Annotated in this window: 20 protein-coding genes; 10 read left to right on the top strand and 10 right to left on the bottom strand. The window is 72.0% G+C overall.

Annotated elements, in window-relative coordinates; all coding sequences use genetic code 11:
* Window positions 1-125: 125 nt before the first annotated feature.
* Window positions 126-2,372, top strand: coding sequence for a heavy metal translocating P-type ATPase (locus tag ACIGAQ_RS10630; protein ID WP_399781239.1), 2,247 nt, complete (start codon window positions 126-128; stop codon window positions 2,370-2,372).
* Between the two features lie 614 nt (window positions 2,373-2,986).
* Here the strand turns inward: ACIGAQ_RS10630 and ACIGAQ_RS10625 are convergent.
* The 3 genes from ACIGAQ_RS10625 to ACIGAQ_RS10615 form a co-directional block, all read right to left on the bottom strand.
* Window positions 2,987-4,276 carry a citrate synthase gene (locus ACIGAQ_RS10625; RefSeq protein ID WP_362274997.1) on the bottom strand — a complete coding sequence of 430 codons (1,290 nt, stop codon included), beginning with the start codon at window positions 4,274-4,276 and terminating at the stop codon, window positions 2,987-2,989.
* A gap of 178 nt (window positions 4,277-4,454) precedes the next feature.
* On the bottom strand, window positions 4,455-6,737 hold the full coding sequence (locus ACIGAQ_RS10620; RefSeq protein ID WP_399781236.1) for an ATP-dependent RecD-like DNA helicase: 2,283 nt from the start codon (window positions 6,735-6,737) through the stop codon (window positions 4,455-4,457).
* Window positions 6,738-6,843: 106 nt separating this feature from the next.
* Window positions 6,844-7,437 carry a CGNR zinc finger domain-containing protein gene (locus tag ACIGAQ_RS10615; protein ID WP_399781233.1) on the bottom strand — a complete coding sequence of 198 codons (594 nt, stop codon included), beginning with the start codon at window positions 7,435-7,437 and terminating at the stop codon, window positions 6,844-6,846.
* 86 nt (window positions 7,438-7,523) lie between these two features.
* Here ACIGAQ_RS10615 and ACIGAQ_RS10610 point away from each other — a divergent pair, with 86 nt between their 5' ends.
* Complete coding sequence (locus tag ACIGAQ_RS10610) at window positions 7,524-8,330, top strand: MBL fold metallo-hydrolase (protein WP_399781230.1); 807 nt, start codon at window positions 7,524-7,526, stop codon at window positions 8,328-8,330.
* Window positions 8,331-8,337: 7 nt separating this feature from the next.
* Here the strand turns inward: ACIGAQ_RS10610 and ACIGAQ_RS10605 are convergent, their stop codons facing one another.
* Window positions 8,338-8,988, bottom strand: coding sequence for a dihydrofolate reductase family protein (locus tag ACIGAQ_RS10605; RefSeq protein ID WP_399781227.1), 651 nt, complete (start codon window positions 8,986-8,988; stop codon window positions 8,338-8,340).
* 241 nt (window positions 8,989-9,229) lie between these two features.
* Complete coding sequence (locus tag ACIGAQ_RS10600) at window positions 9,230-9,595, bottom strand: hypothetical protein (protein ID WP_399781224.1); 366 nt, start codon at window positions 9,593-9,595, stop codon at window positions 9,230-9,232.
* Between the two features lie 214 nt (window positions 9,596-9,809).
* Here ACIGAQ_RS10600 and ACIGAQ_RS10595 point away from each other — a divergent pair, with 214 nt between their 5' ends.
* The 5 genes from ACIGAQ_RS10595 (at window position 9,810) to rbsD (ending at window position 15,650) form a co-directional block, all read left to right on the top strand.
* A complete protein-coding gene (locus tag ACIGAQ_RS10595; RefSeq protein WP_399781222.1) occupies window positions 9,810-10,826 on the top strand; it encodes a LacI family DNA-binding transcriptional regulator in 1,017 nt (338 codons plus the stop codon).
* On the top strand, window positions 10,823-12,349 hold the full coding sequence (locus ACIGAQ_RS10590; RefSeq protein ID WP_399781220.1) for a sugar ABC transporter ATP-binding protein: 1,527 nt from the start codon (window positions 10,823-10,825) through the stop codon (window positions 12,347-12,349). The genes ACIGAQ_RS10595 and ACIGAQ_RS10590 overlap by 4 nt, the downstream gene beginning before the upstream one ends.
* Entirely contained in the window at window positions 12,339-14,288 is a 1,950-nt protein-coding gene (locus ACIGAQ_RS10585) for a substrate-binding domain-containing protein (RefSeq protein WP_399781217.1), read from the top strand. The genes ACIGAQ_RS10590 and ACIGAQ_RS10585 overlap by 11 nt, the downstream gene beginning before the upstream one ends.
* A gap of 73 nt (window positions 14,289-14,361) precedes the next feature.
* Window positions 14,362-15,264: a ribokinase gene (locus tag ACIGAQ_RS10580; RefSeq protein ID WP_362275021.1), complete on the top strand. Its 903-nt coding sequence runs from the start codon at window positions 14,362-14,364 to the stop codon at window positions 15,262-15,264.
* Complete coding sequence (gene rbsD, locus ACIGAQ_RS10575; protein WP_311686466.1) at window positions 15,261-15,650, top strand: D-ribose pyranase; 390 nt, start codon at window positions 15,261-15,263, stop codon at window positions 15,648-15,650. The genes ACIGAQ_RS10580 and rbsD overlap by 4 nt, the downstream gene beginning before the upstream one ends.
* A 292-nt stretch (window positions 15,651-15,942) precedes the next feature.
* Here rbsD and ACIGAQ_RS10570 read toward each other — a convergent pair whose 3' ends face one another.
* Genes ACIGAQ_RS10570 through ACIGAQ_RS10560 form a run of 3 tightly spaced genes read right to left on the bottom strand, consistent with a single transcriptional unit; the run spans window position 15,943 to window position 18,698 of the window.
* Window positions 15,943-16,746, bottom strand: coding sequence for a sugar phosphate isomerase/epimerase family protein (locus ACIGAQ_RS10570; protein WP_362275024.1), 804 nt, complete (start codon window positions 16,744-16,746; stop codon window positions 15,943-15,945).
* An 11-nt stretch (window positions 16,747-16,757) separates the two neighbouring features.
* Window positions 16,758-17,720 (bottom strand): GNAT family N-acetyltransferase, encoded by a 963-nt coding sequence (locus ACIGAQ_RS10565; protein WP_399781212.1) that lies wholly within the window; start codon window positions 17,718-17,720, stop codon window positions 16,758-16,760.
* A 27-nt stretch (window positions 17,721-17,747) separates the two neighbouring features.
* Window positions 17,748-18,698: a hypothetical protein gene (locus ACIGAQ_RS10560; protein ID WP_399783106.1), complete on the bottom strand. Its 951-nt coding sequence runs from the start codon at window positions 18,696-18,698 to the stop codon at window positions 17,748-17,750.
* 44 nt (window positions 18,699-18,742) lie between these two features.
* Between ACIGAQ_RS10560 and ACIGAQ_RS10555 the strand changes: the two genes are divergently transcribed.
* The gene (locus tag ACIGAQ_RS10555) at window positions 18,743-19,252 is read left to right on the top strand and encodes a DsbA family protein (RefSeq protein WP_399781209.1); all 510 of its coding nucleotides are present in this window, start codon (window positions 18,743-18,745) and stop codon (window positions 19,250-19,252) included.
* A gap of 27 nt (window positions 19,253-19,279) precedes the next feature.
* Here ACIGAQ_RS10555 and ACIGAQ_RS10550 read toward each other — a convergent pair whose 3' ends face one another.
* Together ACIGAQ_RS10550 and ACIGAQ_RS10545 are read right to left on the bottom strand one after the other, a co-directional pair.
* Complete coding sequence (locus ACIGAQ_RS10550; protein WP_399781206.1) at window positions 19,280-20,218, bottom strand: amidohydrolase family protein; 939 nt, start codon at window positions 20,216-20,218, stop codon at window positions 19,280-19,282.
* A 34-nt stretch (window positions 20,219-20,252) separates the two neighbouring features.
* Window positions 20,253-21,302 carry a LacI family DNA-binding transcriptional regulator gene (locus tag ACIGAQ_RS10545; RefSeq protein ID WP_311686454.1) on the bottom strand — a complete coding sequence of 350 codons (1,050 nt, stop codon included), beginning with the start codon at window positions 21,300-21,302 and terminating at the stop codon, window positions 20,253-20,255.
* A gap of 277 nt (window positions 21,303-21,579) precedes the next feature.
* On the opposite strand from ACIGAQ_RS10545, the gene ACIGAQ_RS10540 reads away from it, so the two are divergent.
* Both ACIGAQ_RS10540 and ACIGAQ_RS10535 read left to right on the top strand, forming a co-directional pair.
* Window positions 21,580-22,731: a Gfo/Idh/MocA family oxidoreductase gene (locus ACIGAQ_RS10540; protein ID WP_311686452.1), complete on the top strand. Its 1,152-nt coding sequence runs from the start codon at window positions 21,580-21,582 to the stop codon at window positions 22,729-22,731.
* Window positions 22,728-23,897, top strand: a complete 1,170-nt coding sequence (locus ACIGAQ_RS10535) for a dihydrodipicolinate synthase family protein (protein ID WP_362275042.1) — start codon at window positions 22,728-22,730, stop codon at window positions 23,895-23,897. Before ACIGAQ_RS10540 ends, ACIGAQ_RS10535 begins: the two co-directional genes overlap by 4 nt.
* Window positions 23,898-23,929: the final 32 nt, after the last annotated feature.

Raw genomic sequence — 23,929 nt, 5'->3', positions numbered from 1 at the left:
GACGGATCAGGTCTGAGACGTGCCGATCCCGGCACTCGTACCCGTACGGGCCGTACGGCCGCCGCCCCGGCCCGTGCGGCCCGTTCCGTTCACCGGGCGACCCGCACATCTCCTGGAGTGAGGACATGACCAGCACCACCGCCAAGGCGCCGGCCGGCCGCGAGTCCGCGGTCGCCGAGGTCGAGCTGCTCATCGGCGGGATGACCTGCGCGTCCTGCGCGGCCCGCGTCGAGAAGAAGCTCAACCGCATGGACGGCGTCAGCGCCACGGTGAACTACGCGACGGAGAAGGCCCGGGTCACCTACCCCGAGGGCGTCGAGGTCGCCGACCTGATCGCCACCGTGGTGAAGACCGGGTACACCGCCGAGGAGCCCGCGCCCCCGGCCGAGGAGGAGCCCGCACCCGGCGCGGCGGAGCAGGACCCCGAGCTGTCGGCGCTGCGCCGGCGGCTGCTCGTCTCCGCCGCCCTGGCCGTCCCGGTCGTCCTCCTGGCCATGGTCCCGGCCCTGCAGTTCGACTCCTGGCAGTGGCTCTCGCTCACCCTCGCCGCACCGGTCGTCGTCTGGGGCGGGGCGCCGTTCCACCGCGCGGCCTGGACGAACGCCCGGCACGGCGCCGCGACCATGGACACGCTGGTCTCCCTGGGCACCCTGGCCGCGTTCGGCTGGTCCCTGTGGGCGCTGTTCCTCGGCGACGCGGGCATGCCCGGCATGCGGCACCCCTTCGAGCTCACGGTCTCGCGCGGCGACGGCGCCTCCTCGATCTACCTGGAGGTGGCCTCCGGCGTCACGGCGTTCCTCCTGCTGGGCCGTTATCTGGAGGCCCGCTCCAAGCGGCGCGCCGGAGCGGCCCTGCGCGCCCTGATGGAGCTGGGCGCCAGGGACGTCGCCGTCCTGCGGGACGGGCGCGAGGTGCGGATCCCGGCGCAGCGGCTGGCCGTCGGCGACCGGTTCGTCGTACGGCCCGGCGAGAAGATCGCCACCGACGGCACGGTCGTCGAGGGCGCCTCAGCCGTGGACGCCTCGATGCTGACCGGCGAGTCCGTGCCGGTGGACGTGAGGGCCGGGGACACGGTCACCGGCGCGACGGTCAACGCCGGTGGCCGGCTCGTCGTGGAGGCCACCCGGGTCGGCGCCGACACGCAGCTGGCGCGGATGGCCAAGCTGGTCGAGGACGCGCAGAACGGCAAGGCCGAGGTGCAGCGGCTCGCCGACCGGATCTCCGGGATCTTCGTGCCGGTCGTGCTGCTGATCGCCGCCGCCACGGCCGGGACGTGGCTGGGGCTCACCGGTGACGGCGTCGCCGCGTTCACGGCGGCCGTCGCGGTGCTGATCATCGCCTGCCCGTGCGCCCTGGGCCTGGCCACGCCCACCGCGCTCATGGTCGGCACGGGCCGGGGCGCCCAGCTCGGCATCCTGATCAAGGGCCCGGAGGTGCTGGAGTCCACCCGCCGGATCGACACCGTCGTCCTGGACAAGACGGGCACGGTCACCACCGGCCGGATGACGCTCCAGGAGGTCCACCTCGCCGAGGGGGCCGACGAGAAGGAGGTGCTGCGGCTCGCCGGAGCCGTCGAGCACGCCTCCGAGCACCCCGTGGCCCGGGCGATCGCCCTGGGCGCCGAGGAGAGGGCCGGACGGCTCCCGGACGTCGGGGACTTCGAGAACGTCCCGGGACGGGGCGTACGCGGGCGCGTGGAGGGCCGTGCGGTCGCCGTGGGGCGGCTCTTCGACGACGTGCCGCCGGAGCTGGCCCGCGCGCGGGAGGAGGCCGAGCGGTCCGGGCACACGGCCGTACTGGCCGGCTGGGACGGCACGGCACGGGCCGTGTTGGCCGTGGCGGACGCGGTCAAGGAGACCAGCGCCGAGGCCGTGCGGGAGCTGCGCGCCCTCGGGCTCACGCCGGTGCTGCTGACCGGGGACAACCGGACGGTGGCCGAGGCCGTCGCCGAGCGCGTGGGGATCGACCGGGTGGTCGCGGAGGTCCTGCCCGAGGACAAGGTCGCGGCCGTGCGGCGGCTGCAGGCCGAGGGGCGGGTCGTGGCCATGGTCGGCGACGGCGTCAACGACGCGGCGGCGCTGGCCACCGCCGATCTGGGTCTGGCCCTGGGCACCGGCACGGACGCGGCGATCGAGGCGGGTGACCTGACGCTGGTCCGCGGCGATCTGCGGGTGGCCGCGGACGCGATCCGGCTGTCCCGGCGGACGCTGGCCACGATCAAGGGCAATCTCGTCTGGGCCTTCGGCTACAACGTGGCCGCGCTGCCGCTGGCCGCCGCCGGGCTGCTGAACCCCATGATCGCGGGGGCCGCGATGGCCTTCTCGTCCGTCTTCGTGGTGACGAACAGCCTCCGACTGCGGACATTCCGGTGAAGTCGCCGCAATTCCCCCTAAGTTCGCGGCGAACGCGATATGAGCCCCTCTGGAGTCCCGGGCCCGGCTCACATAAGCTCTTCACAAGGCTCGCGCATCATCCTTACGCTTGAGCCCCGAACGGCTTAACCGGGCTCTTGCGCATCTAACGGACATACGCAAGAGACGCAGATCACAGTGATGTGAACGTAACCATCGAAGGGGTTCGAAGGTCTAAGTTGACGATGTCAGGGAGCGTCTTGGGGGGCGCGATCTGACATCTGGAGATGTCTTGGGGGACTTCTCCGGAGATGCGTTGCCGGGGCACGTACACCGGGAAGCTTTGAGCGGCCCTCCCGGGCGTGCGCTGTCCCGGCAGATCGCACTCACCAGCAGTACGGCGAGTTCTGCTCGTTTCGCTCAACAGCGGTTCAGGCGCTGTCCTCACAGACGCCCGGCCGGATCCCGTGGGGGGAATCCGAACCGGGACTGGGAAGGCGCCCTGGTCGTCGGCCCGTGGGGGGACCGGCGCTCCGGGGCGCCTTCTTTTTTTCGGCCCTGAGCACAGGGCACGCGAGAGCCCCCGCACCCGGCAGACGGATACGGGGGCCCGAAGCAATGCGGCGTGGGGCGCCTCAGCGCTCCTCGACGGGGACGAAGTCGCGCTCGACGACGCCCGTGTAGATCTGGCGCGGGCGGCCGATGCGGGAGCCCGGCTCCTTGATCATCTCGTGCCACTGGGCGATCCAGCCCGGCAGCCGGCCGAGGGCGAACAGGACCGTGAACATCTCGGTCGGGAAGCCCATGGCCCGGTAGATCAGGCCGGTGTAGAAGTCGACGTTCGGGTAGAGGCTGCGTGAGACGAAGTAGTCGTCGGAGAGCGCGTGCTCCTCCAGCTTCAGCGCGATGTCCAGCAGCTCGTCGGACTTGCCGAGGGCGGACAGCACATCGTGCGCGGCGGCCTTGATGATCTTGGCGCGCGGGTCGAAGTTCTTGTAGACCCGGTGGCCGAAGCCCATCAGGCGGACGCCGTCCTCCTTGTTCTTCACCTTGCGGATGAAGGAGTCGACGTCGCCGCCGGAGTCGCGGATGCCCTCCAGCATCTCCAGCACGGACTGGTTGGCGCCGCCGTGCAGCGGGCCCCACAGCGCGTTGATGCCGGCGGAGATCGAGGCGAACATGTTCGCCTGCGAGGAGCCGACCAGGCGGACCGTGGAGGTCGAGCAGTTCTGCTCGTGGTCCGCGTGCAGGATCAGCAGCTTGTCGAGCGCGGAGACCACGGTCGGGTCGAGCTCGTACTCCTGCGCGGGGACCGAGAAGGTCATGCGGAGGAAGTTCTCGACGTAGCCGAGGTCGTTGCGCGGGTAGACGAACGGGTGACCGATCGACTTCTTGTACGCGTACGCCGCGATCGTCGGGAGCTTGGCGAGCAGGCGGATCGTCGAGAGGTTGCGCTGGCGCTCGTCGAACGGGTTGTGGCTGTCCTGGTAGAACGTGGACAGCGCCGAGACGACCGAGGACAGCATGGCCATCGGGTGGGCGTCGCGCGGGAAGCCCTTGTAGAAGTTCTTGACGTCCTCGTGCAGCAGGGTGTGCTGCGTGATGTCGTTCTTGAACGCCGAGAGCTGGTCGACCGTCGGCAGCTCGCCGTTGATCAGCAGGTAGGCGACCTCCAGGAAGGTGGAGCGCTCGGCCAGCTGCTCGATCGGGTAGCCGCGATACCGCAGGATGCCCGCTTCGCCGTCCAGGTAGGTGATGGCGGATTTGTACGCGGCGGTGTTGCCGTAACCGCTGTCCAGCGTCACCAGCCCGGTCTGGGCGCGGAGCTTTCCGATGTCGAAGCCCTTGTCACCGACGGTGCTGTCGATCACCGGGTAGGTGTACTCGCCGTCGCCGTACCGCAGTACTACAGAGTTGTCGCTCACGTCTTCCCTCACCGACGTTGTGCCTCATCTTCGAGGTGCCCTGACTGTCTCTACCATCCCCCACTTGGCTCAGGAGAGTGCACTCGGGGTCGACCATCGGGCCTACTGACGGCACTGAGTGCCGCCAACTTGCCCATCCTGCCCCCTGTGATCCCCTTCCGGAAGTGGCTTGTGACCTTCACGACTCATTTGATCGATCATTTTTTGCGGAACCGAGCCGGAAGTCGAGTGCCGTGCACCTCCGACCCGCCGAGACCGTGCGCACCGCCTGGCCGATCGCCTTGCGCGAACCGACGAGGACGACCAGCCGCTTGGCCCGTGTGACGGCCGTGTAGAGCAGGTTGCGCTGGAGCATCATCCAGGCACCCGTGGTGACCGGGATGACGACCGCCGGGTACTCGCTGCCCTGGGAGCGGTGGATCGTCACGGCGTAGGCGTGCGCCAGCTCGTCGAGCTCGTCGAAGTCGTACGGAACCTCCTCGTCCTCGTCCGTCAGCACCGTCAGGCGCTGGTCGACCGGGTCGAGCGAGGTCACCACGCCCACGGTGCCGTTGAAGACACCGTTCTTGCCCTTCTCGTAATTGTTGCGAATCTGGGTGACCTTGTCGCCGACCCGGAAGACCCGGCCGCCGAATCTCTTCTCGGGCAGGTCCGGGCGGCCCGGGGTGACCGCCTGCTGGAGCAGGCCGTTCAGCGTGCCCGCGCCGGCCGGGCCGCGGTGCATGGGCGCGAGCACCTGGACGTCGCGGCGCGGGTCGAGCCCGAACTTGGCCGGAATGCGCCGGGCGGCCACGTCCACCGTGAGCCGTCCGGCGGCCTCCGTGTCGTCCTCGACGAAGAGGAAGAAGTCCTTCATGCCGTCCGTGACGGGGTGCTGCCCGGCGTTGATGCGGTGGGCGTTGGTCACCACGCCGGACTGCTGCGCCTGGCGGAAGACCCGGGTGAGGCGCACGGCCGGGATCGGGCCGCCGTCGGCCAGGAGGTCGCGCAGGACCTCTCCCGCGCCGACGCTGGGCAGCTGGTCCACGTCCCCGACGAACAGCAGGTGCGCCCCCGGCGGGACGGCCTTCACCAGCTTGTTGGCGAGGAGCAGGTCGAGCATGGACGCCTCGTCGACCACCACCAGGTCGGCGTCCAGGGGGCGGTCCCGGTCGTAGGCCGCGTCGCCGCCGGGTTTGAGCTCCAGCAGGCGGTGGACCGTGGAGGCCTCGGCGCCGGTGAGCTCGGACAGGCGCTTGGCGGCCCGGCCGGTCGGGGCGGCGAGCACGACCTTGGCCTTCTTGGCGCGGGCCAGCTCGACGATCGAGCGGACGGTGAAGGACTTGCCGCAGCCGGGGCCGCCGGTGAGGACGGCGACCTTCTCGCTCAGCGCCAGCTTGACGGCGGCCTCCTGCTCGGGGGCGAGCTCGGTGCCCGTACGGCCCTTCAGCCAGTGCAGCGCCTTGTCCCAGGCGACGGTCCGGAAGCCCGGCATCCGGTCCTCGCCGGTGCGCAGCAGGCGCAGCAGCTGCGCGGCGAGGGAGAGTTCGGCGCGGTGGAAGGGGACGAGGTAGACGGCGGTGACCGGCTCCGGGCCGCCGTCGGGGCCGGGGACCTGCTCGCGGACGAGCCCGGGGTCGCCGCCGTCCTCGGGGACCTCGGCCAGCTCCGCGAGGCACTCGATGACGAGGCCGGTGTCGACCTGGAGCAGCTTCACCGCGTCGGCGATGAGCCGCTCCTCGGGCAGGTAGCAGTTGCCCTGGTCGGTGGCCTGCGAGAGGGCGTACTGCAGGCCCGCCTTGACGCGCTCGGGGCTGTCGTGCGGGATGCCGACGCTTTGGGCGATCTTGTCGGCGGTGAGGAAGCCGATGCCCCAGACGTCGGCGGCGAGCCGGTAGGGCTGGTTCTTCACGACGGAGATGGAGGCGTCGCCGTACTTCTTGTAGATGCGCACGGCGATGGACGTGGAGACCTCGACCGTCTGGAGGAAGAGCATGACCTCCTTGATGGCCTTCTGCTCCTCCCAGGCGTCGGCGATCTTCTTCGTGCGCTTGGGTCCCAGCCCCGGGACCTCGACGAGCCGCTTGGGCTCCTCCTCGATGATCTTCAGGGTGTCCATGCCGAAGTGCTGGGTGATGCGGTCGGCGAAGACCGGGCCGATGCCTTTGACCAGGCCCGAGCCGAGGTAGCGGCGGATGCCCTGGACCGTGGCCGGCAGGACCGTCGTGTAGTTCTCCACGTGGAACTGCTTGCCGTACTGCGGGTGGGAGCCCCAGCGGCCCTCCATGCGCAGGGACTCGCCGACCTGGGCGCCGAGCAGCGCGCCGACGACCGTGAGCAGATCGCCGCCGCCGCGGCCGGTGTCGACCCGGGCGACCGTGTAGCCGTTCTCCTCGTTGGCGTACGTGATGCGCTCCAGCACGCCTTCCAGCGTGGCCGGTCGCCGCTCGCCCGCCTGGGCGGCCCCCGCCTGATCGGTCATGATCCGACGGTACCGCCCGGGTACGACAGCGCGGGGCCGCTGCCTCGCTCGGCGGACCGGCAGCCGGACGCCGGGCTCCGGCCCCGGGGTCTCGTCCCGCGCGGGGTCAGCCCCCGCCGCTCCGGCGCGCGTACGCACGGGCCGCTCTCGCGCGGTCGCCGCAGCGGGTGGAGCACCACTGGCGGCGGCCGTGCCGCAGCAGGAAGCGGTTGCAGGGCGGGGAGCCGCAGGCGGTGAGGCGCTCGGCGTCGGGAGAGGTGAGCAGGTCCGCCGCGTCCGCGGCGAGCGTGGCCAGGGCCAGGTCGACGATCGCGGTCGTGGGGTGCGGGGCCGTGCGGTAGGGGCCGGTCTTCTCGTCCCACCGCAGCAGCGGGGCCGTCGGCACCCGGGTCATCGCGTCGTTGACTGCGGCCACCGCCGCGGGGAGCGCGGGCACGCCGTCGGCACGGGCGGCGAACAGCGACCGGATCTGTTCGCGCAGGGAGCGGAGCTGAGCCGCGCACATCTCCCGCACACCGGCGTCCACCGGGGCGAGGCCCCGCCGGGTCAGCCACTGATTCGTCTGCGCGGGGCTGCCCAGGAGGTCGATCGTGTGCCCGCCGGGCAGGGCCATCGCGCTGTTGGCCAGCGCCAGCGAGGGGTGTTCCTCCTCGCCCTGCACGGGCGGCGGGACGGTCTGGTCGATGACGTGCTCCTCCATGGTTCTCATGGTACGGGTTGCCTTCATCCGTGAGAAGCGGCTACGTTCTTCTCACGGTTCAATCGCATCCATCCGTGAGGTGCTCCATGTCGTCCATCCTGCCCGCGACCACCGACCCCGTCCCCGTGCGCGTCTTCGGCGGCCCCACCGCCCTGTTCGAGTACGGCGGCCTGCGCTTCCTGACCGATCCGACCTTCGACGCCCCCGGCGACTACCCCCGCGGGGACGGCAGGTTCCTGACCAAGACGGCGCCCTCCGCCGTCACACCGGCCGAACTCGGCCGCGTCGACGCGGTCCTGCTCTCGCACGACGAGCACGCCGACAACCTCGACACCTCCGGCCGGGCCCTGCTTCCCGGCGTCCCCCTCACCCTGACCACGCCGGGGGGTGGCAAGCGTCTGCGCGAGAGCCTCGGGGACCGGGTCAAGGGGCTGGCCGACTGGGAGTCCGTCGCACTGGACCGGCCGGGCGGCGGCACGGTCACCGTCACCGGCGTGCCCGCGCTGCACGGCCCCGGCCCCCGCGAGGAGGTCGAGCCCTTCACCGGCCAGGTCGTCGGCTTCGTGCTGACCGGCGAGGGCCTGCCCACCGTGTACGTGAGCGGCGACAACGCCTCGCTCGACGCGGTCCGCGAGATCGCCGCCCGCTTCGGCCCCGTCGACACGGCCGTGCTGTTCGCCGGCGCTCCCCGCTTCACCGTGCTCTTCGACAACCGGGTCATCGTCCTGGACAGCGCCATGGCCGCCGAGGCCGCGCGCATCCTCGGCGCCCGCCGGGTCGTCCCCGTCCACTACGACGGCTGGGCCCACTTCACCGAGGGCCGTGAGGAACTCCGGGCCGCCTTCGACGCCGCCGGACTCGCCGACCGGCTGGACTGGGGCAAGGGCGTCTGACCTGCCGTCACTTCCTCCAGAACAGGTGGTGCACCACGCCGCCGCTGGGGCTCGGCACCACGTCGCAGTGGAAGCGGTCGAACAGCTCCTCGGGGGACTCCCACAGCCGTGAGCCGGACCCGATGACCACGGCGGGCGAGACCGCCACGTGCAGCGTGTCGACCAGGTCGGCGTCGAGGAACTGCCGGATGGTGGCCGCTCCGCCGCCGAGCCGGACGTCCTTGCCGCCGGCCGCCTCACGCGCCTGCTCCAGGACCTCGGCCGGGTCGCCGCCGACGAAGTGGAACGTGGTGTCGGAGAGCGTGAACGAGGGGCGCTCGTGATGGGTCATGACGAACACCGGTGTGTGGAACGGCGGCTCCTCGCCCCACCAGCCCTGCCACGCGTGGTCCTGCCACGGCCCGCGATGAGGGCTGAACTTGTTGCGGCCCATGATCTCGGCGCCGATGTTGTTGTGGAAGTCGCGCGTCAGGTAGTCGTCGATGCCGCGGCTGCCACCGGGTTCGGTCCGGTTGGGCCAGCTCGCCGTGGCACCGGCCCAGGCGAACATCTCCCCGGGGTCGGCGTGACCGAAGGGCCGCTCCAGGCTCTGGCCCTCACCGGCGCCGTAGCCGTCACTCGAGACGTTGAAGTTCTGCACGCGCAGCAGCTGGGACACAGCGTTCCTCCTGTGGTCGACGAGAGGAGGACCGCCCGGGCCGCCGGAACTCATCGGTGCGTGCGAGGTGGTTTCCGCGCGGACCCGCGGTCACCCGGCCCGGCCGGTCCACGTCGCCCGGCCCGGCGGGGCCACAGTCGGCCGGCTCGGTCCGGCTCGGTCCGGCTCGGTCCGGCTCGGTCCGGCTCGGTCCGGCTCGGTCCGGCTCGGTCCGGCTCGGTCCGGCCCGCGGCTTCCCGGCTCAGCCGGTCTGCGCCACCACGTGGTCGATCACCCGCTGGAAATCCTCACTCGGCGAGAACTCCACCAGCTCGCTGTCCTCCAGCGCCACCGGGACGTGCCCGGGCGGCCAGTAGTACGCCTGCCCCGCCTCGTACTCCTCCTCGCCCGCCGCCGTGCGCATCCGGATCCGGCCCTTGAGCAGATAGCCCCAGTGCGGGCACGGGCAGGCGTCGTCCGGCATGCCCTTCAGGGCCGGGCCCATGTCGGTGCCCCGGGGCAGGGTGATGTAGCCGACCGACAGGCCGCCGCCGATCGGCTCGATCCGCAGTTCCACTCCGTCGCCTTCGAGTGCGACGGGTACGTCGTTCCTGGTCGCCGCCGTCATGACTCCTCCGCTCCGGCCCCGCGGGCCCGGGAAGACGACCTTCCCCTCCCTCCAGCCTGGACCTCCGGCGGGACGCCCGCGACATCACGATCCGGTCAAGAGGTGCCGCCGGGGTCTTGATTTACCGGCGTGTAATCGATTCCATCCACCCGTCGATGTAATCGATTCCACGAACCCGTGTCGGGTTCCGTTTCCACAAGGAGGTGGAGCGGCGATGGCGAGCATCAAGGACGTCGCTGCCGAGGCGGGCGTCTCCGTCGCCACGGTCTCGCGCGTCCTGAACGACCACCCGTCGGTCAGCGCCGAGGCACGCACCCGCGTGCTGGCCGCCGTCGAGACCCTGGGCTACCGCCCGAACGCCGTCGCCCGCTCCCTGCGCACCGACCAGACCCACACCCTCGGCCTGGTCATCAGCGACGTCCTCAACCCGTACTTCACCGAACTGGCCCGCTCCGTCGAGGAGGAGGCCCGCGCGCTCGGCTACAGCGTGATCATCGGCAACGCCGACGAGCGGCCCGACCTCCAGGACCACCACGTGCGTACCCTGCTGGACCGCCGGATCGACGGTCTGCTGGTCTCCCCCACCGACGGCGGCTCGCCGCTGATGCTGGACGCCGCCCGGTCCGGGACGCCCATGGTCTTCGTCGACCGGTGGATCCCGGGCGTGGACGTGCCGGTCGTCCGGTCCGACGGGCGGGCGGCAGTCCGGGACCTGGTGGCGCATCTGCACCGGCTCGGGCACCGGCGGCTCGCGATCATCGCGGGTCCGGCGGCGACCACGACCGGCCGGGAGCGCGTGGAGGCCTTCCGGGAGGCGCTCGCCGCGTACGGGCTCCCCCTGCCCGACGCCTACACGGGGCAGGGCGACTTCCAGGCGGAGAGCGGGCGCCGGGTCACCGAGGGCTTCCTGGACCTGGCCGAGCCGCCCGAGGTCGTGTTCGCGGCCGACAACCTGATGGCGCTCGGCGCGCTGGACGCCGTCCGCGCGCGGGGGCTGCGCGTGCCGGACGACCTCGCGCTGGCCGCGTTCGACGACATCCGGTGGTTCGTGCACACCGACCCGCCGGTCACCGCGATCGCCCAGCCCACGGGCGAGCTGGGCCGGGCCGCCGTACGGGCCCTGGTCGACCGCATCGAGGGACGGCCGGGCGAGTCCGTGACCCTCCCCGCCCGCCTCGTCGTACGCCGCTCCTGCGGCGAGAACCCCGTAACGAACAGGAGCCAGTCGTGAGCAACGCGGACGAGTTGCTGCGCATCGAGGGCCTGCGGAAGACCTTCCCGGGCGTGGTCGCGCTGGACGGCGTCGACTTCGACCTGCGCCGGGGCGAGGTGCACGTGCTGCTCGGTGAGAACGGCGCGGGCAAGAGCACGCTGATCAAGATGCTCTCCGGCGCCTACACACCCGACGCCGGCCGGATCCTGGTCGGCGGCGCGGAGACCCGCATCCGGAGCGCGCAGGATTCCGAACGGCTCGGGATCGCCACCATCTACCAGGAGTTCAACCTCGTCCCCGACCTCACGGTCGCCGAGAACATCTTCCTCGGGCGGCAGCCCCGGCGCTTCGGGATGATCGACCGCAAGCGGATGGAGGCCGACGCCGAGGTCCTGCTGAAGCGGGTCGGCGTGAGTGTCTCGCCGCGGGCGCGGGTGCGCGAACTGGGCATCGCCCGGCTGCAGATGGTGGAGATCGCCAAGGCGCTGAGCCTGGACGCCCGGGTGCTGATCATGGACGAGCCGACGGCCGTGCTCACCTCGGAGGAGGTCGACAAGCTCTTCGCGATCGTGCGCACGCTGCGCGAGGACGGCGTCGGGATCGTCTTCATCACCCACCACCTGGAGGAGATCGCCACGCTCGGCGACCGGGTGACGGTGATCCGGGACGGGAAGAGCGTCGGGCAGGTGCCCGCCTCCACGCCCGAGGACGAGCTGGTCCGGCTCATGGTCGGGCGCTCGATCGAGCAGCAGTACCCACGCCAACGGCCCGAACGCGGAGCCCCGTTGCTCACCGTCGAGGGGCTCACCCGGGACGGCGTCTTCCACGACGTCGGCTTCGAGGTGCACGCCGGTGAGGTCGTCGGCATCGCGGGGCTCGTCGGGGCCGGGCGGACCGAGGTCGTCCGGGCGGTCTTCGGGGCCGACCCGTACGACCGGGGCAGCGTGAAGGTCTCGGGCAGCCCGATCGCCAAGTACGACGTCAACGCGGCCCTGAGCGCGGGCATCGGGCTCATCCCCGAGGACCGCAAGGGCCAGGGCCTGGTGCTGGACGCGTCGGTGGAGGAGAACCTCGGGCTGGTGACCCTGCGGTCGGCCACGCGCGCGGGTCTCGTCGACCTCAAGGCGCAGCGCGCGGCGGCCGCGCGGATCGCCGGGCAGCTGGGGGTGCGCATGGCGGGCCTCGGGCAGCACGTGCGCACGCTCTCCGGCGGCAACCAGCAGAAGGTCGTCATCGGCAAGTGGCTGCTCGCCGACACCAAGGTGCTGATCCTCGACGAGCCGACGCGCGGCATCGACGTCGGCGCCAAGGTCGAGATCTACCAGCTCGTCAACGAACTCACCGCCGCCGGCGCGGCCGTCCTGATGATCTCCAGCGACCTGCCCGAGGTGCTCGGCATGAGCGACCGGGTGCTGGTGATGGCGCAGGGGCGGATCGCCGGTGAACTCTCCGCCGACGAGGCGACCCAGGACGCCGTGATGGCACTCGCCGTCAGCAACCCCACCAGCACGACCGGAACGGAGGCCTCCCGTGGCCACTGACACGCTCAAGAGCACGACGGGCGCGCAGGGCGCCTCCGGGGGCCTGCGCCGCCTCCTGCTCGACAACGGCGCGCTCACCGCGCTCATCGTCCTCGTCGTCGCCATGTCGGCGCTGTCCGGCGACTTCCTGACGGCGGACAACCTCCTCAACGTCGGCGTGCAGGCGGCCGTGACCGCCATCCTCGCCTTCGGTGTGACGTTCGTGATCGTCTCGGCGGGCATCGACCTGTCGGTCGGCTCGGTCGCCGCGCTGTCGGCCACGGTGCTCGCCTGGAGCGCCACCTCGGCGGGCGTCCCGGTCTTCCTCGCCGTCCTGCTGGCCATGGCGACGGGCATCGTCTGCGGCCTGGTCAACGGCGTCCTGATCTCCTACGGCAAACTGCCGCCGTTCATCGCCACGCTGGCCATGCTGTCCGTGGCCCGCGGCCTGTCCCTGGTCGTCTCCGAGGGCTCCCCGATCGCCTTCCCCGACTCGGTCTCCCACCTCGGCGACACCCTCGGCGGCTGGCTGCCGGTGCCGGTGCTGGTCATGGTCGTGATGGGTCTGATCGCCGCGTTCGTGCTCGGCCGGACGTACATCGGCCGCTCCATGTACGCGATCGGCGGCAACGAGGAGGCCGCGCGCCTTTCCGGGCTGCGCGTGAAGAAGCAGAAGCTCGCCATCTACGCCTTCTCCGGTGTGTTCGCCGCCGTGGCGGGTGTCGTCCTGGCCGCCCGGCTGTCCTCCGCGCAGCCGCAGGCCGCCGACGGGTACGAGCTGGACGCCATCGCCGCGGTCGTCATCGGCGGCGCCTCCCTCGCGGGCGGCACCGGCAAGGCGTCCGGCACGCTGATCGGCGCGCTCATCCTGGCGGTGCTGCGCAACGGGCTGAACCTGCTGAACGTCTCCGCGTTCTGGCAGCAGGTCGTCATCGGCGTCGTCATCGCGCTGGCGGTGCTGCTGGACACGGCCCGCCGCAAGGCCGGGGTCGTCCCGGTCGCCGGCGGCGCGGGCGGCGGCAAGGGCAAGCAGGCGACGACCTACGCGCTGGCGGCCGTGGTCACCGTCGCGATCGTCGGCGCCACCTCGTTCCTGCACAACGGCTCCTCCTCCACGGCCGCCCCGAAGATGGGCCTGTCGCTGTCCACCCTCAACAACCCCTTCTTCGTGCAGATCCGGGCGGGCGCCGAGGCCGAGGCGAAGAAGCTCGGCGTGGACCTGACCGTCACGGACGCCCAGAACGACGCCTCCCAGCAGGCCAACCAGCTGCAGAACTTCACCAGTTCGAACCTGGGCGCGATCATCGTCAACCCGGTGGACTCGGACGCGGCGAGCAACTCCGTGAAGGCCGCTGACAAGGCGGACATCCCGGTCATCGCAGTGGACCGCACGGTGAACGACGCCAGGACCGACACCCTGGTCGCCTCCGACAACGTCGCCGGCGGTGAACTCGCCGCGAAGACCATCGCCGGCAAGCTGGGCGGCAAGGGCAAGATCGTGATCCTCCAGGGCCAGGCGGGCACGTCCGCGGCCCGGGAGCGCGCCGCGGGCTTCGCCCAGGGCCTGAAGGCCTACCCGGGCATCGAGGTCGTCGCCCAGCAGCCCGCCGACTTCGACCGCACCAAGGGCCTCGACGTGATGTCGAACCTGCTCCAGGCCCACCCGGACGTGCAGGGCGTCATCGCCGCGAACGACGAGATGGCCCTCGGCGCGATCAAGGCGCTGGGCTCCAAGGCCGGAAAGTCGGTCTCCGTGGTCGGCTTCGACGGCACGCCTGACGGACTGAAGGCGGTCGAGGGCGGCACGCTGTACGCGTCGGTGGCACAGCAGCCGTCCCAGCTCGGGCGGATCGCCGTGGACAACGCCCTGAAGGCGCTGAAGGGCGAGAAGGTCGAGCAGACGGTGAAGGTGCCGGTGAAGGTGGTCACGAAGGAGAACGTGGCCGGCTTCAGCGGCTGACAGCGGGGAACGGCGGGCGGTCGCACGGCGCGTGGGGCCGCCCGCCCATGTCACTCACGTGGGGAGACGACTCATGTACGACTACGACCTCCTGGTCGTGGGGTCGGCCAACGCCGACCTGGTGATCGGAGTGGAGCGCCGGCCCGGTGCCGGCGAGACCGTGCTCGGCTCCGACCTGGCCGTCCACCCGGGCGGCAAGGGCGCGAACCAGGCGGTCGCCGCCGCCCGGCTCGGTGCCCGTACGGCGCTGCTGGCCCGGGTCGGCGACGACGACCACGGCCGGCTGCTGCTGGACTCGCAGCGGGAGGCCGGTGTCGACACGGTGGGGGTCCTGGTGGGCGGCGCGCCGACCGGGGTCGCGCTGATCACGGTCGACCCGTCCGGGGACAACAGCATCGTGGTCTCGCCGGGCGCCAACGGCCGGCTGACCCCGCAGGACGTGAGCGCCGCCGCGTGCCTCTTCCAGGGCTCCCGGGTGGTGTCGGCGCAGCTGGAGATCCCGCTGGAGACGGTGGTCGAGGTCGTGCGGAACCTGGCGCCGGGCAGCCGTTTCGTGCTGAACCCCTCGCCGCCGCGGCCGTTGCCGTCCGAGGTGCTCGCGGCCTGCGACCCGCTGATCGTCAACGAGCACGAGGCGAAGGTGATCCTGGGCGGCTCGGCGGTCGGGGACGCTCCCGAGGACTGGGCGCGGATCCTGCTCGCGAAGGGGCCGCGGTCGGTGGTGGTGACGCTGGGCGCCGAGGGCGCTCTGGTGGCGTCGGCGCAGGGGGTCGAGCGGGTCCCGTCCGTGAAGGTGGCGGCCGTGGACACGACCGGCGCCGGGGACGCCTTCACGGCCGCGCTGGCCTGGCGGCTGGGGGCGGGCGAGTCCCTGGCCGAGGCGGCGGCGTACGCGGCGCGGGTGGGGGCGGTGACGGTGACGAAGGAGGGCGCGCAGGCGTCCTTCCCGACGGCGGCGGAGGTCGCTGAGCTGTGAAGAAGGCCGGAATACTCAACCGCCATCTGGCCGGTGCGCTGGCCGGGCTCGGCCACGGGGACGGGGTGCTGGTGTGCGACGCGGGCATGCCGATCCCCGACGGACCGCGGGTGGTGGACCTGGCGTTCCGTGCCGGGGTGCCGGCGTTCGCCGAGGTGGTGGACGGGCTGCTGGACGAGCTGGTGATCGAGGGGGCGACGGCGGCGGAAGAGGTCCGGCGGGCCAACCCGGAGGCGGCGCAGCTGCTGGCGGGCCGCTTCCCCGCGCTGGAACTCGTGCCGCACGAGCGGCTCAAGGAGCTGTCGGCGGGGGCCCGGCTGATCGTCCGCACGGGCGAGGCCCGGCCGTACGCGAACGTCCTGCTGCGCTGCGGCGTCTTCTTCTGACACCCGGCTCGGCTTCTGCCGACGCGTGGCTCGGCTTCTGCCGCCCGGCTCCGGTTCTCCTGAGGCCCGGCCCGGTGCCCGGGGTGTCCCGGAAAGGTTTCGAGGGGCCCGGTCCGTCGACCGGGCCCCTCGGCTTTTCCCCTCCCGTCAGGCCCCCGCGATCCCCCCGGATCCCCCTCCAGAAGTCCTGACACCAAGTACGACCGGCGAGGGGCGGGAAGGGTTGCACGGCGAGGTGAGAATTTCTTACGGGTTTTTCGGAGAGTGCCCGGACGGTGCCGTCAGGGCCTCGTCACGCCGACTCGTTCAGCAGTCTGCTCACGTGCTCGCGGCCGGGGCCGAGCAGGTCCGGCAGGGGGGTCGCCTTCTCGTACCAGCGCTTTTCGTACTCCCAGCACAGCCAGCCGTCCCAGCCGTTGCGGGAGAGGATCTCGACGCATTCGGCCAGCGGGAGGACGCCCTCGCCCAGGGGCAGGGGTGTGGTGTCGTCGGCCGAGGCGATGTCCTTGACCTGGACGTAGCCGAGGTGCGGGGAGAGAGCCGCGTAGGACTCGGAGGGCTGTTCGCCGCCGAGCCAGGTGTGCATGACGTCCCAGAGCGCGCCGACCTGGCGGTGGCCGACGAGGCCGAGGACGCGCATGGCGTCGGCCGCGGTGCGGTGGGAGTCGTGGGTTTCCAGGAGGATGCGGACGCCGAGGTCGTTCGCGTACTCGGCGGCCGTGCCCAGGCGACGGGCGGCCGTCGCGTCGGCCTCGTCTGGGGTCTGGGCGTCGGGATCGCCGCCGGGGAAGACGCGGACGTACGGGGCGCCCAGGTCGCGGGCCAGGTCGAGGAGGGCGCGGAGCTCGGCCAGGACGGGCTCGTCGTCGCCGGGCGCGGCGACCCGTGTGTAGCCCGCCAGGCCGAGGAGCTCTACGCCCGAGCCCTTGAACTCGGCCGCCACCTCGGCCCGCCGGGCCGCGTCGAGGCCGGGGTGGACCGGTTCCTCGGGGTGGGTGCGCAGCTCGACACCGTGGTAGCCGTGGGTGGTCGCGAGCCGCAGCACGTCGGACAGGGGCAGGCCGGGGACACCGAGGGTGGAGAACGCCAGCTTCATGTGGAGGGACCCTACCCGGCACCCCCGCCGGCGACTCCCCTCCGCCCTCCGGGTGTTGCGTGAAGATCCAGTCGCCAGTCCTGGCCGGTCAGGTCCTGTCCGAAGGAGCGGTGCGGTTTCTCGGCGACCAGGACGAAGCCGTACCGCTGGTAGATGCGGCGGGCCGCGCCGAGGACGTCGTTGGTCCACAGCACCACCTCGCGGTAGCCGGCCTCGCGGGCGAAGTCGACGACGGCGCCCACCAGGCGGTCGCCGATGCGCAGGCCGCGCGCGTCCGGCTCGACGAGCAGCAGGCGCAGCCGGGCCGCGCCGGGCGTGCCGTCCGCCACGCACATCACGCAGCCGACCGGCCGGCCGTCCAGCTCGGCGATCCAGACCCGCTCCCGTCGCGGGTCGTGGTCCGCGGCGTGGTCGGCGACGATCCGGGCGACCAGGGCCTCGTAGTCGGCGTTCCAGCCGTACTCGGCGGCGTACAGCGCGGCGTTGCGCTGCACGATCCAGCCGAGGTCGCCGGGGGCGGGCTCGCGCAGGACGACGTCCTCGGGGCGCGGGGCCGGGCCGTCGCCGAGGATCCTCCGGACGGTCCGCATCGCCTCGGCCAGGCGCGGCCGGTCCTCCGCCCGCACGGTGTCCAGCAGCGCCCCGACCGACTCCCGGGCCCGTGCGTCGAGCAGCGCGGCGGCCTCCCGGCCGCGTCCGGTGAGGCTGACGCGGCGGCGGCGGCCGTCCGTGTCGGACGGGCCCCGCTCGATGAGCCCGTTCTCCTCGAAGCCGTTGAGGATGCGGGTCAGATACCCCGCGTCCAGGTGCAGCCGGGCCCGCAGATCGGCGGCGTCCGCGGGCGCGTGGGCGAGCTCGTAGAGGACGCGGGACTCGGTGAGGGTGTAGGGGGCGTAGAGGTGGCGGCCGTAGTCGAGGGCGCCGATGACGTTCGTGTAGAAGCGGTTGAAGGAGCGGACGTCCTGGACGGTCATGGCCGCGACCCCCGATCTTTGACCGAGTCAGAGATTCCGTCGGACCGAGCCTAGCCCGCCCGGGACCCCCGGACCAGCCCCGGGGCGAGCACGCGCCCAGGCGCGCATCACGTACCACTGCCTGGGTGAGGAGCCGCGCAGGAAGAGGTGGCGGCCTCGTCCCACGGGCCGTGCGTATCCCTTGAGCGGTGCGCCGTTGGGGAGGGTCAGACAGGCTTCCTCGACCAACAGGGCCTCGCTGTCCGTCAGGCGGCAGATGTGCAGTCGGTCCGGTTGCCGGTCGCCGCCCAGCATCGTGACGTGGTCACCGTGCACGGCCATGCCCCGGGGGGCGACCACGGGCGTGCTGCGCAGTCGGACGGCGCCGTCGGTGCGGACCTCGATCAGCGGGAAGGTGGGGTAGTAGTTCGCCCACGCGACGCCGTCGTCGACGTTGAGGGCGTAGACCGTGTCGATGTACTCGACGCCCTGCTCGGGCGTGTACCCCCACAGGCGGTTGCCGCCGCTGTCCCAGCGCACCAGGCCGGGGGCGCTGATCGGATCCACGTAGACGCCTTCGTCGAAGTAGGCGCTCCACACGTGGTGCCGCCGGTCCGCCATCAGGAACTCGACCGCGCGCCCCATCGCGAAGGCGCCGCGGCGGCGCCCGTCCATCCCGTAGACCCGGGCGTTCCGGTCGTCACCACCGCCGTAACCCTCCACGACGAGCCGGCCGTTGGGCAGCGCATCGAGGTGGGTCACCCGCAGGTCCAGGCCTCGCAGGGTCCGTTCGCGGATCGTGCCGCCGTCGTCGGTGACGAGGAGCGCGTCGTACGGAAGGGTGCGGGGGCGGGGGTCGGGGCTGCCGTACGAACGGGGACGGAGTTCGGCGTCAGGGCAGATCAGCCACAGGGCCCGGCCCCAGGCGTCCACGGTCGTCGCGAGAACCCTCCGGTGGTCGTACCGACGAGGCAACAGTGCGTGGGGACGCAGTGCCACCTTCCTCAAGACATCACCTCACGGGCGAAGGAACACGGCGCCCCATGATCGCATCCGCCGACGCACCGATGATCTGCAGTCACCCCGCTCTTCCAGGGAGGACCTGCCGGAGAAGCTCGGCGCGGAGGGCACCGCCCTCGTGGTCGGCGATCCCGACGCGGAGGTCGAGGTGCACCTGCACGAGGATCCGCGCCGGCAAGTTCGTCGAGTACCACGAGGTGCTGTTCCTCAACCAGCCCGAGGAGAGCGTCGACGGCTACACCGACGCCTATCTGCTGAAGCTGGCCGGCCAGGTGGAGGGCCTGCGCAGCACGGCCTTCGACGCGGCCGTGAAGTCCATGAAGTACCGCGCCTTCGTGGCCGACGCGCAGGCGGCCTACGAGCGGGCCGGAGGAACGGCGGAGCCCGAAGGGCCCGGTACCCCCACCGCGGTGATCAACGACAAGCGGATCCCTCTGGAGTCCAACGGCATCCTCCTGGACGGGACCGCCTTCGCCGGGCTCCTGGACCAGATCCACGCCCGTCCGTGGGAGTGGGAGGCCACCGTGCTGTGACCCCCCGTCCGCCGGGTCGCCCGTCTGCTACGCGTTCCTCAGGGCGAACAACTGCGCCGCGTTGTCGTGGCACACCGCGCGCAGCCACTCCTCGCCCAGGCCCAGCCGCTCCAGGGCCCGGAGCTGGTGCAGGTAGGGGTAGGGGATGTTGGGGAAGTCCGAGCCGAGCAGGATGCGGTCGCCGAGTGCGGCGCAGCGGGGCAGGGCGTGGCGCGGGAACGGCATGAACCCCTCGGTGAAGTCGGTGAACGCCATGGTCGTGTCCAGCCGCACCTGGTCGTACCGCTCGGCGAGGTCCAGGAACTCCTCGTACTCGGGCATGCCCAGGTGCGCGACGACCAGCCGGAGCCGGGGGTGGCGCGCCAGGACCCGGGCGACGGGCTCCGGGCCGGTGTGCTTGCCGGGGGCCGGTCCCGAGCCGCAGTGGATCACCACCGGGATGCCGGCCTCGGCCAGCAAGCCCCAGGCCGGCTGGAGGAGTTCGTCGGCGGGGTCGTAGTCCCCGACCTGTACATGCGCCTTGAACACCCGCGCGCCCGCTTCGACGGCCTCGCGAACGTACGTCTCGACGCCCGGCTCGGGGAAGAGGGTGGCGGTGTGCAGGCAGTCGGGGGTGCGCCGGGCGAAGTCGGCCGCCCAGCCGTTCAGCCATGCCGCCATGCCGGTTTTGTGCGGGTAGAGCATCGAGGTGAAGGCCCGCACGCCGAACTCCCGCAGCAGGGCCGCCCGTTCGGACTCGGCCTTCCGGTACGTGATCGGCCACTCCAGGCCGCCGATCAGCGGCCCGTTGGTGTCGAAGTACTCCCAGACCTTGCGCAGCACCCGCTCGGGCATGAAGTGCGTGTGCACGTCGACGAGCCCGGGGATCCCGAGCCGCTCCCAGAAGTGCCGGACGCCGGCCGCTTCGCCGGAGCCGCCGGTTTCCGTACGGCGTCCGTCCTGCCCGCCGTCCGCTGTCCCGTCCATGTCGTATCCCCCCACGCACACGAGCCGCAGTACCTCAGGAAGGACGCGGCACCCCGGAGGAGCCGCGGACCATCAACTCCCCGCGCACCGAGGCGATCCCCCCGGGCGGCGCCTCCTCGCGCCCCATCGCGATCCGGCCGGCCCGCGCCCCGGCCTCCGCCAGCGGCAACCGCACCGTCGTCAGCGAGGGCACGGCGTCGATGCTGAACGGCAGGTCGTCGAAGCCCGCCACCGACACGTCCTCCGGGATCCGCAGGCCCGAGTCGCGCAGCGCCGCGCACGCTCCGAGGGCGACGGAGTCGTTCGCCGCGACGACCGCGGTCAGCGACGGGTCCCGGCGCAGCAGCTCCAGCGTCGCCTCGTAGCCGGAGCGGCGGTCGTAGCGGCCGTGCACCGTCCAGCGGGGGTCCTCGTCGATGCCGTGCGCGGCCAGCGCGGCCCGGTGCCCCTCCAGCCGGTGCCGGGTGGTGGTCCGCTCCTCGGGGCCCGCGATGTACCCGAGCCGCCGGTGCCCGAGTCCGATGAGGTGCTCGGTGAGCTCCTGCCCGCCGCCGCGGTTGTCGAAGGTCAGCGCGATCGCCCCGGTGTCCGGGGCCGGCGGGCGTCCGCACAGCACGACCCGGGTCCCGGCCTCCGTCAGCTTCCGCACCTTCGCGTCCATGGCCGCCTGGTGCGCCGCGTCCTCGATGGCCCCGCCGGTCAGCACCACGGCCGCGGCCCGCTGCCGCTGCAGCAGCGTGAGGTAGGTCAGCTCCCGCTCCGGGGAGCCGCCCGTGTTGCAGACCACCGCGAGCCGCTCTCCGCCCGCGCGCCCGCCCGGCCCGCCGATCTCGGCCTGGATCGCGCTCGCCATGATCCCGAAGAAGGGGTCGGCGATGTCGTTCACCAGGATCCCGACCAGGTCGGAGGTGGCGGCGGCCAGGGCGCTCGCGGGTCCGTTGAGCACGTAGTCCAGCTCGTCGACGGCCTTCAGCACCCGCTCGCGGGTGGAGGCCGCCACGGGGTAGTTCCCGTTCAGCACGCGCGACACCGTCGCGGGCGAGACCTGCGCGCGGGCCGCCACGTCCGCCAGGGTCACCGTCATCTCGTCGTCCTCCGGTCGCGCATCTCGTCGTCCGCCCTCGTACACAGCCAGACCTGTGGCCATGGTTCCGAGCAGACCTTAAGCCCCCGACCCCCGGTTGTTCGCCCCCTCGAACAACTCGTCCTGGTCACGGTCTTGTCCGGACCGCCGTCAGAGGCTAGCTTCTTCCTGTATAGAAAGCGCTTGCTGTCACGTTCACCAGTCCACGGGCGGTTACCGGCTCTCCAGTGACAGGTGGGGCGTACGCGGCGCGACGACCGCGTACGAAGGGAACGACGTGACACGCAAGACGGTGCGTATCGCCATGAACGGCGTGACCGGGCGCATGGGCTACCGCCAGCACCTGGTCCGCTCCATTCTCGCCCTCCGTGAGCAGGGCGGACTCGACCTCGGCGACGGCACCGTGCTGTGGCCCGAGCCCATCCTGGTCGGCCGCCGGGAGCACGCGCTGCGGGCCCTGGCCGAGCGGCACGGTCTTGAGCACGTCTCCACCGACCTGGACGCGGTCCTCGCCGACGACACGGTGGACCTCTACTTCGACGCCCAGGTCACCTCGGCCCGCGAGGAGGCCATCAAGAAGGCCGTGGCGGCAGGCAAGCACATCTACACCGAGAAGCCCACGGCCACCGGACTGCAGGGCGCCCTCGACCTGGCCCGGCTGGCGAACGAGGCCGGCGTCAAGCACGGCGTCGTCCAGGACAAGCTCTTCCTGCCCGGCCTGCTCAAGCTGAAGCGCCTGATCGACGGCGGGTTCTTCGGCCGGATCCTCTCCGTGCGCGGCGAGTTCGGCTACTGGGTCTTCGAGGGCGACTGGCAGACCGCGCAGCGCCCGTCCTGGAACTACCGCGCGGAGGACGGCGGCGGCATCGTCGTCGACATGTTCCCGCACTGGGAGTACGTGCTGCACGAGCTGTTCGGCCGGGTGAAGTCGGTCCAGGCGATCGCCACCACCCACATCCCACAGCGCTGGGACGAGAACGGCAAGCCGTACGACGCCACGGCCGACGACGCCGCCTACGGCATCTTCGAGCTGGAGGGCGGCGCGATCGCCCAGATCAACTCCTCCTGGGCCGTGCGCGTCAACCGCGACGAGCTGGTGGAGTTCCAGGTCGACGGCACCGAGGGCTCGGCGGTGGCCGGGCTCAGGAACTGCCGGGTCCAGCACCGCTCGGCCACGCCCAAGCCGGTGTGGAACCCCGACATCCCCGCCACCGAGGTCTTCCGGGACCAGTGGCAGGAGGTGCCGGACAACGCCGAGTTCGACAACGGCTTCAAGGCCCAGTGGGAGCTGTTCCTCAAGCACGTCTACGCCGACGCCCCCTACCACTGGGACCTGCTGGCCGGTGCCCGCGGTGTGCAGCTGGCCGAGCTGGGTCTGAGGTCCTCGGCCGAGGGCCGCCGCCTCGACGTCCCGGAGATCTCGCTGTGACCATCCGACTCCCGGGCCCGGGCGGGGCGCCGCGCACGTACGAGCCGCGCACCGAGCCCCTGGCCGTGACCGCCGGCACGCCCTTCACCTCGCGTACGGTCTTCTCGGCGGCGCACGTGGTGGCCGATCCGTACGCGGACGTCTCGCCCGACTCCCCCGCCGCCGTCGACTGGGACGCCACCCTCGCCTTCCGCCGCCACCTGTGGTCGCACGGGCTGGGCGTCGCCGAGGCCATGGACACCGCCCAGCGCGGCATGGGCCTGGACTGGGCGGGCGCGGCGGAGCTGATCCGCCGCTCGGCGGCCGAGGCGAAGTCGGTCGGCGGCCTGATCGCCTGCGGTGTGGGCACCGACCAGCTGCCGGTCACCGAGTTCGGCCACCCGTACGGCCTGGCGGAGATCCGGGCCGCCTACGAGGAACAGCTGGCCCTCGTGGAGGAGTCGGGCGCGCGGGCGATCCTGATGGCCTCGCGGGCGCTCGCCGCGGTCGCCAAGGGGCCGGAGGACTACCTGGAGGTCTACGGGCACCTGCTGCGCCAGGCGTCGGAGCCGGTGATCCTGCACTGGCTCGGCCCGATGTTCGACCCGGCGCTGGAGGGCTACTGGGGTGCCACGGACCTGGACGCCGCCACCTCCACCTTCCTGGACGTCGTCGCCGCCCACCCCGACAAGGTCGACGGCATCAAGGTCTCCCTGCTCGACGCGGAGCGGGAGATCGACATCCGCCGCCGCCTCCCGAAGGGAGTGCGCTGCTACACCGGTGACGACTTCAACTACCCGGAACTGATCGCGGGCGACGACCGGGGCTACAGCCACGCCCTGCTCGGCATCTTCGACCCGCTGGGCCCGCTCGCCGCCGAGGCGGTCCGGGTCCTGGACACGGGTGACGTGCGGGGCTTCCGGGCGCTGCTCGACCCCACGGTCGGGCTCTCCCGCCACCTCTTCCAGGCCCCGACCCGCTTCTACAAGACGGGCGTGGTGTTCCTCGCCTGGCTGGCCGGGCACCAGACGCACTTCACCATGGTCGGCGGCCTGCAGTCGGCCCGCTCGCTGCCGCACCTCGCCACGGCGTACGAACTGGCCGACGGGCTGGGGCTGTTCCCGGACCCGAAGTCGGCCGAGGAGCGGATGAAGAGGTTGCTGAGCGTGTACGGGGTGGACCAGTGAGCACATCCGGGCTGGACCGTTTCTCCATCAAC

Source organism: Streptomyces sp. NPDC085932, from assembly GCF_044540525.1.
Lineage (GTDB): Bacteria > Actinomycetota > Actinomycetes > Streptomycetales > Streptomycetaceae > Streptomyces > Streptomyces levis.
This window is presented reverse-complemented; position numbering and strand designations above follow the sequence as displayed.